The sequence below is a fragment of the Edwardsiella sp. A.80236 genome (assembly GCF_044540725.1).
Taxonomy (GTDB): domain Bacteria; phylum Pseudomonadota; class Gammaproteobacteria; order Enterobacterales; family Enterobacteriaceae; genus Edwardsiella; species Edwardsiella tarda.
In genome coordinates this window covers 26,130-40,835 of the sequence record NZ_JBIUCY010000019.1, presented here as the reverse complement: position 1 = coordinate 40,835, position 14,706 = coordinate 26,130, and the positions used below count along the sequence as shown (strand labels likewise).

Sequence of the window (14,706 nt, the reverse complement as noted above, 5' to 3'; positions counted from 1 at the left end):
ATGGCCGCTGAAAAAGACGCTCGCCGGGACGTAAAGAAAACCGGCTTAATCATCGTTGGTGGAGGCTTCGCAGTCATCGCCGGGATTTTCTTACTGGTTTCCTGGCTGAATGCACCTCCGCCATCAGTGACACGGATAAGCGTGGATAGAACAGCAGATGGAACAGGAAAAACCACGGCTGAAAGCCCGCGATACCAAACCCTGCTCAGAGAAAACAATGCAGAAGGTGCTAAACAGGCGATGGCTAACAACACCAGTTTTATCGCCTCCGCAGGTTCTGGAACGGTGCGCCAGGTGCCACCAATTTCACAGGAAACTCCACCTTCACTACCAGCACCACGGCCAGAGGAGCCATTGCCTCCGCCTCAGCGTGCCCCAATGCAGTCAATCGATCCAGATCGTAAAAAAGCCTTGGAGGCGCTACTCAAAGAGCTCGTTGCTCAACGAGAGGCACCAGTTGGTCAGTTGGCTAGTGTGACCGGACAGACTGCGGGTCAGGCCGCTGGAGCCTCAGTCGCTACGGCTGCAAGTCCTTTCTCTGGATGGACGGACAGCCTTTCTCCTTCGACGAGAACTAGGAATGTCACGGGGTCAAGCGGCGCAGCAGCTGACCGGATTGTTATCCCTGTCGGTAGTCGTCCGGGTGGTGTGATTGTGACGGCGATTGACTCAGACAACACTGGCTCGCAGGTGCTGGCACAGATTCCAGCAGGACCTTATGCCGGCGCCACGTTAACAGCTAATGGCGTCAAACTCGTCGGCGATGGCGTGTCCATTCACTTCACCAATATGGACTGGAACGATAACACCTGGCGTATCGATGCCTGGGCTGCCATGCCGGATACACTGCAGTCATCCGTCGCCTCATCGGTCAACAACCGCTATGCAACGCGCATTCTGCTGCCTGCGCTGGCTCATGGTCTAGGGTTAGGTGGTCAGCTCTATGCCAGCGCCAATACGCAAATCCTAAGCACCGGACTCAATACTATTGAGGGACGCGTGGGCATGCCGGACGGTAAAGCGGTGGCCGGTACCATCCTTGGCGGGGCCGCCCAACAGGCAGGTCAGGTCATCAGCAACGACGCGCAAAAACTCCCGGTGAAGCAGGTGCTGGTTGATCGTGGCCAAAGCATCGCCGTGTTATTTATGTCCGCCGTAAAGGAAAGCGACAAAGTGATTAAGACTCGTGATGAGCCGACTGCAGTCAGTCTGCAGCCGGCCAGCCGCATGGTCCCTGCCTTACACCCCTGAAGAGAAACGCCATGAAAGAAAACTATTTCGATTCGGACCTTGAGCCCGAGGCTTCGCCCTTGCCGGAGCTTCACCCGGAACCGGAAACCGAAAAGTCTGAGACGCAGGCCAAAGACAACGACCAAAAAGCTAAACGACAGTTCATGGGCTATGACCTTAGCACGCTGCTGATTGCCGGCAGCGTGCTGGTTGCCATGCTTGCCTACGCTGTCTGGCCAGATGAGCCACCTACGCACGCCTTTATACCTGATCACCAGGCGGCCCCTGCACCGGTAGCGCCTACGGTTGTGGAAGAAGCTCCTGCACCAGAGCCCGAACCACTTCAACTCGCAGAGCCAGTTCAACCCGCCGCGCCCCCAGTTGACGCTCAGGCGCTGCAGCAGGTCAGCGAAGCCAGCAAGCAAGGGATAAATGCCCTGAATAGCCGGGTTAGCGAGGTAGAACGACGTCTAACGGCGCTTGAAGCACGAATAAAAGCCGTAGAAGCAAGCCCTCCCCCTCACGCCAGCGCCGCCAATCAGCCTGCAAAACGCGCTGCTGTTAAATCCACTACCACACGCCGTACATCGACGGTGCGGACTGGCACTGTGAGTCAGCGCAGCACCGGCGTGCAGGGATGGCGAGTACATACCATTTACCCGGGCATGGCCTGGATAACTCACGGAGGATCCACCTGGTCGGTACAAGCCGGCGACACACTCAACGGAATGTCCATTCGCAGCATTAATGCCACTACACGCACCGTCACCACAGACAGGGGCGTTATTCGCTAGGAGGGCTGATGGACGCCATTCAAATCCTGGTACAGGTTGCCGACGGTCTCAAGACCAGCGGTATCCGCCTGATACTGGCCCTGGGTTTTATGTTCGGACTTGGCGGATGCATCTTCACGCTGTTTTCCGTCGCCCAACGCGCACGTAGCGGTAAACCGACCAGCGGGCTTAAAGCCCTGGTGTCGGTCTGTCTCGGCGGAGCCCTTATCGCCCTACAACAAATGATGAACAAGGCCGCCCATACCCTGAGCTTTGGCGATGTCTCCTTTGATGCCATCGCCTATGCCCCGGATTCCATGGGTCAGGCAAAACTCGCCATCGATGCCGTGCTTACCTTGCTACGTGCAATCGGGGTGTTGTTTTTCTTCATGGGTCTGTCTCGTATCCGCCGCTCCTTGGTGGATGGCCACACTGGCCTGTCAGCCCGAGAAGATGTCTCTGCCGGCATGGTGATGCTCATCTGCGGCATTCTCCTAGCCTGCAATCCACAACTGCTCAATGCCCTGCAGAACACTCTGCATCTGAGCTGGAATTAACTCCATAAACAAAAGAGGTTTTAACAATGCGTCATTTCACACTGTCTGTTTCCGTTCGTCTCTGGCTGGCAGCTGCTTCTCTGGGTCAACGCCTTATCGCTCCACTGGTTATGCTCTTGAGTACCCTGACCCTCCCAGCTCACGCAGCTGATGATATTTTTGGCATGGTGGATCAGGTGGCCGATGGGGCCGATAACTCAGGGAAAAGCCTGCTGAAACTGGCGAAATTTGGGGGAATTGGCCTCGTAATTATTGGTGTATCACTTTGGGTAGCCAAGAAAAAGAACCCGCAGATTGGCTGGGGCTTGGTTCTGACCTTTATCGGTGCTGGCTGCATCATGATTGCTATTGACCAGTTCATCAAAAAAGGTCAGAGCACCATTCAGCTAAACCCAGTTGATGTGGGTTAATGTCACTTCCCCGGCGCTTGCGCCGGGGTTCTGCTTTACAGGAGGTTATCTTGAACCGATTCCCGGAAACGCTCAGTTTCCTTTACCCCATTCAGCTGGAGCCCTGTCCACCCGACGACAGTGACACAGCGCTCCCGTCCCTGACCCTGAAAGCACCTGAAGCCACGACGTTCTGCCAGTGGCTTCTTCCGGTGGCTCCTGAGTTTTACCACTGCGGTACCTCTGCCGATGCAGGCTACAACTCCAACGTCTGGCTGCTTCCCCTGGCCTCTCTGACAAAACAACTGGAACAGCTGATGCCAGACCAACGTGATGGCACCACGCTGGTAGAGTCGCTAACAAAAGCCTGCCGACGCTGGTCCCGCCATCACGTCACGCATCTGCGTTTGACCGCCGCCATACGTTACCGCCACTTTGACATTGAGCAGCAGGTATGGGGGCATCAGCATGCCGGGCATAACCCGGCCCTGCGCCGGCGTGCAGCAGAGCTCACCGGTGATGTCTGTGAGTTTTGCGGACACGTCAGCACCAGTAACCTGCTGGCATTTCGGGACAATAACCCGGAAAACACCCACGACGATAATGTGACCGTCGCCTGTAACGTATGCCTGTGCAGCCGCCATCTGAATCGTCTGGGCGCGAATGATGGTGTGATGGTTTACCTGCCTGAGCTGGTGCCGGCGGACATCAGCCGGCTGATAAGAGCGGTGGTGGCCGCCCGACGTGACGGAGACCAGCGCCAGCAAAATGGCGCAGCCATGATCCTCAACTGGCTTGCGGCACACCGGGCTGAGACAGAACGCTTTTGGGGGACCAGCCATCCGGGTGAGTTTGGTCAGGCTCTGCAACAGTCATCACCGGTACAGCGGGAGTCACTGCAACAGCGTCTGCGCCATATCGTCCTCATCCCAAATCCGGACATCATCGCCACCCGTTCGTCCAGCCTGAGCCTTCCACCAGGTCAATGGACGTCCCTGTACAACAAGTACTGCCGCCAGTCCTGACGGCGCTATCAGAGAGATTGAATATGAAAAACCCACTGGTCACCGCGCTGGAATGTGTGGAGGAAGCTATTGCCTGGGCCTCACGCTACGCACTGGGCCAGGACTTTACCCGTTACTGCGATCTGCGTACGACTGTTGGACTGACTGATGACGATCGCAAACGCCGTCCTGGCATGGCCTCACCGTATATTCTCCTCACAGAAGAAGGCCACTATGCCAGCGTGTTCGAAATCGAGGGGACCTACTGCGCGTTCAATGAAGAGAAGGCCATAACGGAAGAAGAAAGGCGGGATAAAGCGCTTTTCAGTAACTACATTTCACACCTGACCACCCTGTTGACCAGCGAATTTAAAGAACCTGGACGTAAACTGAGTTTCGTCTTCGAATGCGATCCAGATAAAGCACGGGCAGAACTAAGGAAACTGCTGGCTCACCAGTACCGCAGCCTGAAGCGTATGGGCCTCGACCTGACCGATATTCTGGATGAGCGTATTGAAAAAATGGCGCCCTTTATCGCCAGAGAGCGTGCTTTTCTTGTGGTGTACACCGCCCGTGAAGCGCTATCCACGACCGAAATACGCGATGAAGAAAAGCGACGCGAAACCCTAGTGAAGAAAAGCCCGGGCGCGCGCTATGGTCAGAATCCGGTGTTCCAGGAACTGGAGGGCCTGAAGATCCGCCATGACACATTCATTACAATGCTGGAAAACCAGTTTGGCAAAGGCGACTTCGGTACCCGTATTCGTCTGATGAATGCCCATGAATTTGGATTGGCGTTACGTGAAGAAATAGAGCGTGACAGCACGTCAAAATCCTGGCGACCGTATCTGCCCGGGGATATAAAGTGGCCGCATGGCCGACCTAAGGGTAACGACCATTCCACACTATTGGCGCCTCATCTTCACTATCAGCTATTCAACAGCGATCCGAAGATTGATGGCAGCTTTATCGAACATGATAACCACTGGCACACCACGCTGGCACTCTCGTTGGGACCTCAGCAGCCAGAAACGTTTAGCCAGCTATTTGATAAAATCAACCGCCACCTACCCTGGCGTATCCGTATGGATTTAATGCCCGGTGGAATCAAAGCGCTAGGTGGAAAGAGAACTATCCTGAGCCTGGCCGGTCTGCTGCCACCGCTGCGCCCGATCTATAATTCGGTTCAATGGCTGGATGAGGCGGATAAAAGCATGCCGGTCTGTGTGATGACAATATGCGCCAGCACTTGGGCCCGAGATAAAGAAACAGCGAAGCGTAACCGTACCCTGCTTCAGAAAGCACTCCAGTCTTGGGGAATCTGTGAGGTCACCGGAACATTTGGAGATCCTGCTCGAGCCTGGGCATCCACTCTGGTGGGAGCGAACGCACTCAGCATCCCGTCACTGATGTATCCGCCACTCTCAGCGGCGCTAGCATTGCTCCCCCTGCAGCGACCGGCCACCCCGTGGGCTGATGACGCCAGCATTGTGTTTGCCACCCCTGACGGTAAGCCCTTCCCGGTGAAACTCGCCAGCAACCTGCAGACCAAATTCACGGAGATCGTTGCCGGTGAACCAGGTACCGGGAAGTCGGTAGCCCTAGGGGCACTTAGCGAGGCCATCTTATTCTCAGGCCAGAGTAGCCTGCCATTTCTATCCTATGTCGATAAAGGTTTCTCTGCTCAAGGTCTAGTCAGGCTCATTCGTGACGCGCTGCCCAAATCCCGCCAGAACGAAGTGGTCGGTATGGTTCTTGAAAACAGCCGCAAGCACTGTAAGAACCCGTTTGACGTCCAGATCGGCATGAAATACCCGCTGACGCCGGAAAAGGAATATCTACTCAGCATCTGCGAAACACTTTGCGTCAACCCAGAAACCGGCACTCCACCAAACTCACAGGACTGCCGGCAGATCCTCAGCCGAGTTATCGATACAGCCTATGAGACGAATGCCAACCTGGCGCCAGTTCGCTATGCGCAAACGCTGGAGCCTCTAGTTGATGAGGCGCTGGAAAAGACAGGTATCCGCCATGAATACGACGATAACTGGTGGTCAAAAGCCACCTGGTTCGAGGTCAGGGATTTACTTTTTTCCCGAGGAGAAATGACCGCCGCCACCCGCGCCCATTATCAGGCCATGCCGGAGCTGAGTGACCTACAAGTCTACCTCAATGATGAGGACGTCCGTATGCAGTACGGCACCATCACCCGTGAAGGCAGTGGGGAAACGCTGCTCTCCTATATCAGCCGTTGCCTATCGGATGCCTTACGCACCTACAAAATGCTTTCCGGCCGTACCGTGTTTGAATTAAACCCGGACACTCGCGTGATAGCCATTGACCTGAACAATGTGGTTGGTGGCAAAACTCGAGCCGGTCAGGTCAAAACCGGGCTAATGTATCTGTATGCTGGCCAGTTGGCCGCCGGGCATTTTGAGCTGCCGCAGTATCGCAACGAGCTGATGCGCGAACTGCCGGAAATGTACCAACCATTTCATCACGAACGACTGACCCAGCTGGCGCAAGAGGTGAAAACCAAGATCTACGACGAACTGCACAACGCCAAGGACATCCCGTTTATCATGAATAAACTGGTCACCCAAGACCTGGAGAACCGCAAATTCTTCATCCGTACCGTGCTGAGCTCTCAATATCTGAACCACTTCCCGCACGAGATCTTGAAGTCGGCCAATAGCCTCTATCTGATGCAAGTCAGCCACGAGGATCTGCCTTTGCTGACCGAGCATTTTGGCGTGCCGGTGCATACAGCGCAGACGTTTCGCCATATCGGATCAGGGGCCTCACCTGACGGCAGCGGTACCCACTTCTTGGCGTGTTTCCGCCTAAAAACTGGCAGAGTGGTGCAAATCCTTAAAAATACCCTCGGCCCCAAAGAGCTATGGGCGCTCAACTCAACCCCGAAAGATGCCGCATTACGCGACCAGTTGTATGACCTTCTCGACGGTCGTAAGGCCAGAGCTATCCTAGCTGAAGCCTTCCCGACCGGCAGCGCTGTCAACCTCATTGACCTGCGCCAGAAAGAAGCACGAGAAACCGACCACGGCAATGTAATTAACCGACTGGCCAGCGAACTGATTGCCTCACGCGGCCTGCAAATTTGATTAAGGCAAATCCCATGAATAAACGACTACTAGCCGTCACCATCGGCGGCCTATTGCTGTCTGCAACAAAAGCGCTCGCGATTACGGTGGATGTAATGTCCAGCGTTCCTGTGACCACTCAGATCGTTCCACAACTGAGCGCGGCTAACAGCACGCTGGGTACTATTCTCTCCACCAATCAGCAAATTGGCGGTGCCATCACTTCCGGTAACGACAAGATTGCAGCCATGATCCAGCAGTCAACAGAAAATATGCAGCAGTACGCTACCTATGCACAGCAGGTACAAAACCTGGAGCAGGCTAGGCGCAACTACACCGTACCGGACAGCATCTGCAGTGAATCGGCCTCCGGGCAGGCCTCACAGGTAGCCCGTCAGTCAGCGGCAAAACAGTCAACGCTTGCCAGCGGCGGGAGTATCCGAAACGCCGCTATCAAAAAAGCCCTGTCATCCAAACCCGACGTACCGGAAAAGGACCTGTTTGTCACGGCAGAAATCCACCGGAGCTACTGCACAAAAGAGGATGCGGATGCCTGGGGTGACCTCTGCAGCGGTGAGTCGGCATTACCAGGAGGAGATAAGGAGGTCCGGTCGTTACTGGCCGGTGCAGGCCCAGAAGGCAAGGCACCGGAGCTGACATTCACCCCGGAACAGACAGATGCGGCAATGATGTACCTCAAAAACTCGGTCCGCCACAGCCCCGGTCGTGCACTGAAGAAAGGGGAAGTTAAAACCGATAGCGGCCGTCAGTACATCGGGATGATGACAGAGCATGATGCCATCCAGAGCGCCGCTGAGCAGCCTCAGCTAGCGATGGTGGCCGCTAGCCAGCCTAACGAAGCCACAAAGGATGTTCTCGCTGAGGCTCTCCAGACACCATCGAGTAAAGCCTGGTTTGATGAAAATGCGTCACCGGAAGCAAAGCGTACCGGCATGATGTCGTTACGTGAGTTTGAGTCCTTCGAAGTCAATCGCCGATATGCCAATACTGATTACCAGACCGACCTACAGGCGATGGACGGTGACAACCTCCTGCGTGAATCCATTCGTATTCAGAGCCTACAAACCGCTCTACTTTTGGGTATCAAACAGCAGCTGCAGGAGAACGCCATTATCTCTGGCCAGCAACTGAGCCTAGAAGGTGTTCAATACTACGAGCCTCGCCTAGCGCAGAAACTTCAGCAGGCCGCCGCCGGAGCCACACGCCGATGAAAAAAATACGCAAAAAAGTCTGGCTTGCCGCTAATTTGATACTTCCGCTCTGGGAAGCCGGTCGAATGGCTCACGCGGCCCGATACGCAGCGGAGAAAAATGCGGAACGGTTCCGCCGCCTTTGGCCTGAGTCAGCCAAAAGAGAAACAGAGATGCTCAGTTTTGATGAGGCCGTGGCTGCCAGCGGCCATAGTCGTGAATCGCTGATGCGTCGTTATCTTCTCGCTAAACGGATCTGGCTGAGCATGTTCGCCTCAGCTGTAAGCATCGTCATTCTGTTACCCGTGGGCACACTGACACTGCTTACAGCCCCACCAAGCTCGGGTGTACTGCTGGTGCGAATGCTCAGCCTGATGTTCATGATCTCCACTTTTGCCGGCATGCTGTTTGTCTGTGCGATGAAAAACCAGTTTCATCTTTGGCAGCTTCTCAACCGAGAACTGGGGTCATTTTCGCAGTGGCGGGCAACCGGCACCTGGCTAAAAGAGATCTTCAGTTGGCGTGCAAGGTTCTGACAATCCCCCCCTGCCATCCTCAGGATGAGCATTCTGTTCGTTACGGAAACCTATATGAAAAGACTGCTACTGTTACTGGCTGCTTTCGCGCTGGTCGGTCTGTCATTGCCGACATTTGCAGACAACATCAACTATGACACGATCAGCGGGGCAGCCACCCGTTCTACTGACCTATCCCGTCAGTTACTTATTATGGTCTATGGGGACGTGGTGAATAATCCCCTGCAGCCTCAGAACGTCAGCTTTATTGGCCAGCTGTACGGTGTATTCAACGCTATTATCGCAGGTCTGGCATTTATCTGGTTTATGGGGATCACACTGAGGGCCACAGTCCTGACCGGGAACCGCGGCAAAGTATTTGGTCGTGGTAATACAATGATGGCTCCAGTATCGTCCCTAGCAGGTTTTATGGCTTTGGTACCGACACCTTCTGGCTGGTCTATATCGAATCTGGCGTTCCTGTGGATGTCATCAATTATGGGAGTAGGGAGCGCCAACCTGCTCACTGATAAAGCGGCTGACGCCATTATGGAAGGTCAATCGATGATAATGCAGCCCGTAGCCGGCGAAACCATCACGGCTGCCAGGGGTATCTTCGATATGTACCTGTGTAAGACGGCGATGAATACCGAACAGGCTGAAATGCACCAGTCAGGTAATAGCAACACACCGCCAATGTCAGAACAGCGCTCCCCAGATGGCCGTGAAGTGCGAATATCGAACGGCAGCGCTCTCTGCGGAAGTGCCAAACTACCAGAAACAAAAGACAACACCTCCTGGTTCTCCTTTAGCGTCCCGATAAATTCCGGCCCGCTCGAAACTGCCCAGATGAATGCCTTTACCACGATGAATAGCACATTATCTCAGAGCGCGGAAAACTTTGTCAGCGCCTGGCGTAGTTATCAGGACGGAGGGCAAGGCCAACTCCCTGATGTTGAGGCGGAAATTCAGCAGGCAGCACGCCAGTATGAAGACACAATTACAGCAGCAACAGCAAGCGTGGACAATGAAGGTACAATCCGTAGTGAGCTAGCAAACTATCTGAAGCAAAGCGGCTGGATTTCGCTGGGTGCTTGGTATCAATCCTTCGCAACGGCGAATCAGAAAGTAAACAGCATTGCTCATAAGAGTCCAGTAGTCACTGGACCCTCAAATATAGGCGAAGTTGGGGTAGGAAAACTAAGGGAAGAGATTCAAACAGCATTGTTGGCACAACGTAAGAACTCAACATACACGCCACCACTAGGATCTGCTAATACTGCAGGAAATGAAAATACTGACGATGTTCAAAGTGCTAACGATGCCATACTTAAAATCATGCCTCCTATGCAGACATTTACCAGTTGGGTTATTCAATCGGTTATGTCTGGTCAAAATGGAGATAACTCAGAACAGGTAAATCCATTGCTGAAAATGAAAGCGATCGGAGATTACACTCTCGTAGCAGCCCAAACTTCATTTTCCATTTTTACTGCAGCTAAGGCAGCGGTTGATTGGGCGGGAGCTGATGGTAATGGCCTTACCAAAATAATTAATACCGTCACCGGCGCCGGGTATATCGCAAAAAGTGTGATGGGCTCTATCTCCCCGGTGGTGTACTTTATATTATTTATATTGCTGAGTGTGGGATTTTCACTTTCTATTTTCTTACCTTTTATTCCATTGATTTACTGGATAACTGCCTGCACATCCTGGCTTGGAAGCGTACTCATTGGAACTACAGCAGGTTCACTATGGGCTGCAACACATATAGGCACTGAAGAAGATAAAGGTAGTCGTGCCAACTACGGTTACATCTTTTTGATTGATGCCGCTATCCGTCCATCTCTTATGGTATTCGGATTCTTTTTCGCCAGCCTGGTAGTCGTGGCCATCGGTACATTACTGAACATGTTAATCACTCCGGCGCTAGCAAACGTGCAGGCAGATTCCGTGACCGGCCTCGCCAGTATTATCGGGATCCTGATGATTTATGCACGAACTTGCACCACGCTGGTATCTTCTTCATTCAGCCTACAAGTCTATTTGCCAGATTATGTCATTGCCTGGTTAGGTGGTCGTGAAGCTGCACAGATGATGAAAGGAGCCGTTGAGTCCACCCGTAGCATGTTTGCTGGATTTGGAAGTAAAGCCGGTCACGCACCAGGACTGAAAAAAGTAGATGCAGCCAAACCAAGAGGGGATACTAACGGCTTTAAATAAAATGAAACCAGTCACGTAAAAAAGACTTAAAAATAGGTCATTTTATGATATAATTTGACCTATAAACCAGTCTCATGCCAGGAGAGTATTATGCCCAACATCATTCATAGTGATACCACAGCTAGTGTCAGTGAGCTTAAGAAAAACCCAATGGCTACCGTCAATTCTGGTGCAGGCTTTCCTGTGGCAATTTTGAACCACAACCAGCCGGTTTTCTACTGCATACCAGCCGAACTCTATGAACAAATGCTTGACTACATTGATGATCAGGAGCTGTCTAAACTGGTTCAGAAACGCAGTAAGCAGACCTTACACGATGTAGATCTGGATAGCTACCTATGACATATCGGGTAAAGTTTAGATCGGATGCATTGAAAGAGTGGAATAACCTTGATAAGGCTATTCAGCAGCAGTTCGCCAGAAAGCTCAAGAAGTGTGCCGAAAATCCTCATAACCCCTCCGCGAGGCTTCGAGGGATGCCTAATTGTTATAAGATAAAATTACGGGCATCTGGCTTTAGGTTGGTTTATCAGGTTATTAATGACGAGTTAATTATTGCTGTGGTCGCCGTGGGTAAACGGGAGCGCAGTGAGGTATACACGCTAGCCAGCAAACGGCTCAGATAAATATCGGGAAGATAGCCATGACAATTAAACACATCGATACTTATAGCAAGAATTGGCCTGTCGCTGTAGTTGGGGTCGTGTCATTTGGATATTTGCTTTTTGTTTTCCCGTTTCACCTAGGGCTCGCTGGGTGGTTCTATGCTATGAAAGATAACCCTCGATACGGGATCCGACCACAAGATATACCACTCGCATCTTTCTTGTGGATCTCATTAGCAATCGTAATCGGCTTGGTTACCTATTCGATTATAAAACAACGAAAAAATATTAAAGCCTTTTCAGAATTTTTCAGAGAGTCTGAGCTTTGTGCCCCATCCCCCCAGAATATTGCTAGAGATCGCACGGGGTGGGGCTACCTAGGGATTGATACCAAGAAAGGGACCCTGCTTTACATCAATCATCCTGATACAACCATTTTTAACTTCTTTTTTCCACGAGATGTTAGGGTTATGGGATTCGGTATGTACGACTGGAAATCCATTGAGGTAGAAGGGAAAAAACTGACTATTTACACCAGTAACCCTGAACTCCCATCAGTTTCTATAAACACCGGCAAAGCTGAACAACTGCTCGAAAAAATCAATGCGATGCGTAGCCAGAGCTGGATCTATGAATACAGTATTCCTGGTTGTGTAGAAAATCAGGCACCGAAGATAGCTGAAAGAAACGGCATCAACCTAGTTCTACCACCGAAATAATTCGTACGCTGATCTCACCCCTTCATTAGAGGCACTCCTTTCAGAGTGCCTTTTCTTTTGCATTCGCACGACCAAGGCACCCTATGACGCAACTACCCCGCAATGACGTCCGGTCTAATGACTGGTCAATGGCTGTGGTCGGCGGCTTTATCACGCTGATTATCGCAGCCCTATTTTTTCGCCAGCTCACCGTCGAAACCTGTACTACCCTGCTCTACTGGCTATGGAATATTGCCGATTTCCCTCGTACTCATGAATATGCCGCCTGGCGTATTAACCTTCTGGCCAGAACGCACAATAACGCCCCGAACGTTAGCTGGGGTGAGTTCTTCACCGTAATGGATGTCACCGCAGGCATTCTCATGATTGTACTGCTCCCGCTCATCATTACGGGCATGATCGCCGTTCGCCGGCACCAAGTAAGTCGTACCCGACGCGATATATCAATCCAGACACTGCCCCGCATTATGTCCACGTTCTCACCATCAATTATTCCAGCACTAACCTATGGTGATAAAAAACAGCAGTTGCTGAACGTGGATCCTGAAGAACATCGCAGCGCACAGACACCGGATGAGTTCGCCATTGAGCACAAGCTGGTCGTTAACCAGCGTCTACGCCGTGATCTTGCTCAGGAACAGTTCATCGCCCAACTGGGCACCCGGTTGCCCAAAGTAGCTGCCGGTGAGGACGTATCCCCACTCTTCAACACCTTCAATGACCATGAACGGGCAATGTTCGCCATCTTCGGTTTACAGCATTTCATGGACAAGCGTAAAGACGCAGAAGCACTGCTAGATGCGCTCAACCGCTCCACGCTGAAAGTAGACCGCCGGTACCGGAACAGGATTGGCTACCCAAATCTGACACTAGCCAACGCCGCATTCCAAAAAGTAATAGCCACAGAGCAGGCCCGGAGCTTCATCAGGCAATACGGCTACTGCCGTACTGCCATCTCGGCGCTGCATGACAACGATCTGCACTTACCCATTCGCCGCTTCCGCTGGCTGAAAGGTCTCGATCGCCCACTCTGGTACACCCTAGCGTCTACCGGTCGTCCCTGGCCATTTGTGGAGGCTGCCGGCGTCGTCAGCCAGGCCCACTGGGAAACACTGGCTGCGCGTTACCGCGTTCGCCTTAGCCACCCCATCATGAGCCTCGCGCTGGATGGCCTCGAGGCCGATTTGCGGAGCATCGGGGCCGTCGTTGACGACACGTCAGGAACGGCTCGCTCACCTGTTGAAGAGGAGGGCGATATCGATGATGACGATGAAGATGCCGACCCGGCAGCTGGCCATACAGAAGAACCACACACACACCGCCACACCCATTCCTTTCGCCCAAAAATGAGATAACCCATGTCAGAGAAAACCATTTTCAATATCAGCACCGAAATTCACGATCAGCACCTTCTGGTCCGTCTTAACGACAGCAACCTCTTTTGTCTGAATATGCCGACCGCCGATCGTTATCAACTCACCCTGGAACAGGATGCCGGGCAATACGTTATCTGGATGCGCCAGAGCAATAATGGCTTTGCCCGTCTTTTCTCAACTGAAGACCCGGAGCTCGCCAGCCTGATAATGGACACAACAGCCGATGCACTCACACGTATGGCCATGACCACCAATCCGGTTCGGAAAGTCCCCTCTGTCTTATCGTCGAAGTGGAAATGGTTCACCCCTGGAGTCCTATGCCTGGCCCTTGTAGCAGCCTGGCTGGTACCGCAGCTCAGCGGACCAGTAAAGATGACGGTCTCCGCCCCGCAGGTATTACAGACTCAGCCTGCAGCAGTTGCAGTAGCCCCGGTAGTACCGGTACAACAGGCCCCGCAGGCTCAGAACAGTAATCCCGCGCTCTCTCCGGAAGCAGCCGCTGAGGCCCGGACTTTGCTCGCAGAACGTCTCAAAAATGGTGCAGCAAAGCAGGAATTCACTGTTCGCCTATCCTCTGGCCATGAACGCTCACTTTACATCTTCCTTGATCCGGAATGTCCTAACTGCCGCATCTTTGAACCGACCGTCCAGGCTCTGGCAGAAGACTACAACGTAGAGATTTTCCCGGTAACGTTGATTGGCAAAACCCGCACTGCAGACGAGGTGGCCCCCCTACTCTGCGCAGCACCGGAAAAGCGTGCAGGGATGTGGAAGGCCCTGAACGACACCGGCGCAGATATGCTTACCTTGGCAAAAAAGGAGAAAGCTGTCACCGCCTGTGATGCTGGCAAGCAGGCCCTGGCGCGCAACGATCTGGCATTTGAGCTATATCGCATGCCGGGGACACCGACGGTCATCAGCGATGACGGCCGCATGATCCCACTGCAGGCAATGACCAGTGATGCAGCACTGAAATCCTTCCTCAATACCCGCCAGTAAGGAG

14 protein-coding genes are annotated in these 14,706 nt (G+C 53.0%); all 14 read left to right on the top strand.

All coding sequences use genetic code 11. The features are described from left to right. The 14 genes from traO (at position 1) to ACEQFP_RS14650 (ending at position 14,702) form a co-directional block, all read left to right on the top strand. Positions 1–1,251 carry a conjugal transfer protein TraO gene (gene traO, locus ACEQFP_RS14715; protein WP_236893566.1) on the top strand — a complete coding sequence of 417 codons (1,251 nt, stop codon included), beginning with the start codon at positions 1–3 and terminating at the stop codon, positions 1,249–1,251. 11 nt (positions 1,252–1,262) lie between these two features. Next, entirely contained in the window at positions 1,263–2,024 is a 762-nt protein-coding gene (locus ACEQFP_RS14710) for a hypothetical protein (protein ID WP_236893565.1), read from the top strand. 8 nt (positions 2,025–2,032) lie between these two features. After that, a complete protein-coding gene (gene traQ, locus ACEQFP_RS14705) occupies positions 2,033–2,560 on the top strand; it encodes a conjugal transfer protein TraQ (RefSeq protein WP_181367134.1) in 528 nt (175 codons plus the stop codon). A 26-nt stretch (positions 2,561–2,586) separates the two neighbouring features. Beyond that, entirely contained in the window at positions 2,587–2,970 is a 384-nt protein-coding gene (locus ACEQFP_RS14700) for a DUF6750 family protein (RefSeq protein ID WP_109609928.1), read from the top strand. A 50-nt stretch (positions 2,971–3,020) separates the two neighbouring features. Beyond that, on the top strand, positions 3,021–3,974 hold the full coding sequence (locus tag ACEQFP_RS14695; protein ID WP_236893564.1) for a hypothetical protein: 954 nt from the start codon (positions 3,021–3,023) through the stop codon (positions 3,972–3,974). A gap of 23 nt (positions 3,975–3,997) precedes the next feature. Next, positions 3,998–7,075, top strand: coding sequence for an ATP-binding protein (locus ACEQFP_RS14690; RefSeq protein WP_236893563.1), 3,078 nt, complete (start codon positions 3,998–4,000; stop codon positions 7,073–7,075). A gap of 14 nt (positions 7,076–7,089) precedes the next feature. Next, positions 7,090–8,286 carry a conjugal transfer protein TraW gene (gene traW / locus ACEQFP_RS14685; RefSeq protein WP_236893562.1) on the top strand — a complete coding sequence of 399 codons (1,197 nt, stop codon included), beginning with the start codon at positions 7,090–7,092 and terminating at the stop codon, positions 8,284–8,286. Next, positions 8,283–8,801 carry a conjugal transfer protein TraX gene (gene traX, locus ACEQFP_RS14680; RefSeq protein ID WP_236893561.1) on the top strand — a complete coding sequence of 173 codons (519 nt, stop codon included), beginning with the start codon at positions 8,283–8,285 and terminating at the stop codon, positions 8,799–8,801. Before traW ends, traX begins: the two co-directional genes overlap by 4 nt. A gap of 54 nt (positions 8,802–8,855) precedes the next feature. Further along, positions 8,856–11,003 carry a DotA/TraY family protein gene (locus ACEQFP_RS14675; protein ID WP_236893560.1) on the top strand — a complete coding sequence of 716 codons (2,148 nt, stop codon included), beginning with the start codon at positions 8,856–8,858 and terminating at the stop codon, positions 11,001–11,003. Positions 11,004–11,093: 90 nt separating this feature from the next. Continuing rightward, positions 11,094–11,345 carry a type II toxin-antitoxin system Phd/YefM family antitoxin gene (locus tag ACEQFP_RS14670; RefSeq protein ID WP_109609917.1) on the top strand — a complete coding sequence of 84 codons (252 nt, stop codon included), beginning with the start codon at positions 11,094–11,096 and terminating at the stop codon, positions 11,343–11,345. Next, positions 11,342–11,629, top strand: coding sequence for a type II toxin-antitoxin system RelE/ParE family toxin (locus tag ACEQFP_RS14665; protein ID WP_109609915.1), 288 nt, complete (start codon positions 11,342–11,344; stop codon positions 11,627–11,629). Before ACEQFP_RS14670 ends, ACEQFP_RS14665 begins: the two co-directional genes overlap by 4 nt. 17 nt (positions 11,630–11,646) lie before the next feature. Beyond that, positions 11,647–12,327, top strand: coding sequence for a plasmid IncI1-type surface exclusion protein ExcA (gene excA / locus ACEQFP_RS14660; RefSeq protein ID WP_236893556.1), 681 nt, complete (start codon positions 11,647–11,649; stop codon positions 12,325–12,327). Positions 12,328–12,410: 83 nt separating this feature from the next. Next, the gene (locus ACEQFP_RS14655) at positions 12,411–13,682 is read left to right on the top strand and encodes a conjugal transfer protein TrbA (protein WP_236893554.1); all 1,272 of its coding nucleotides are present in this window, start codon (positions 12,411–12,413) and stop codon (positions 13,680–13,682) included. A gap of 3 nt (positions 13,683–13,685) precedes the next feature. After that, the gene (locus ACEQFP_RS14650; protein WP_236893552.1) at positions 13,686–14,702 is read left to right on the top strand and encodes a DsbC family protein; all 1,017 of its coding nucleotides are present in this window, start codon (positions 13,686–13,688) and stop codon (positions 14,700–14,702) included. Positions 14,703–14,706 lie beyond the last annotated feature (4 nt).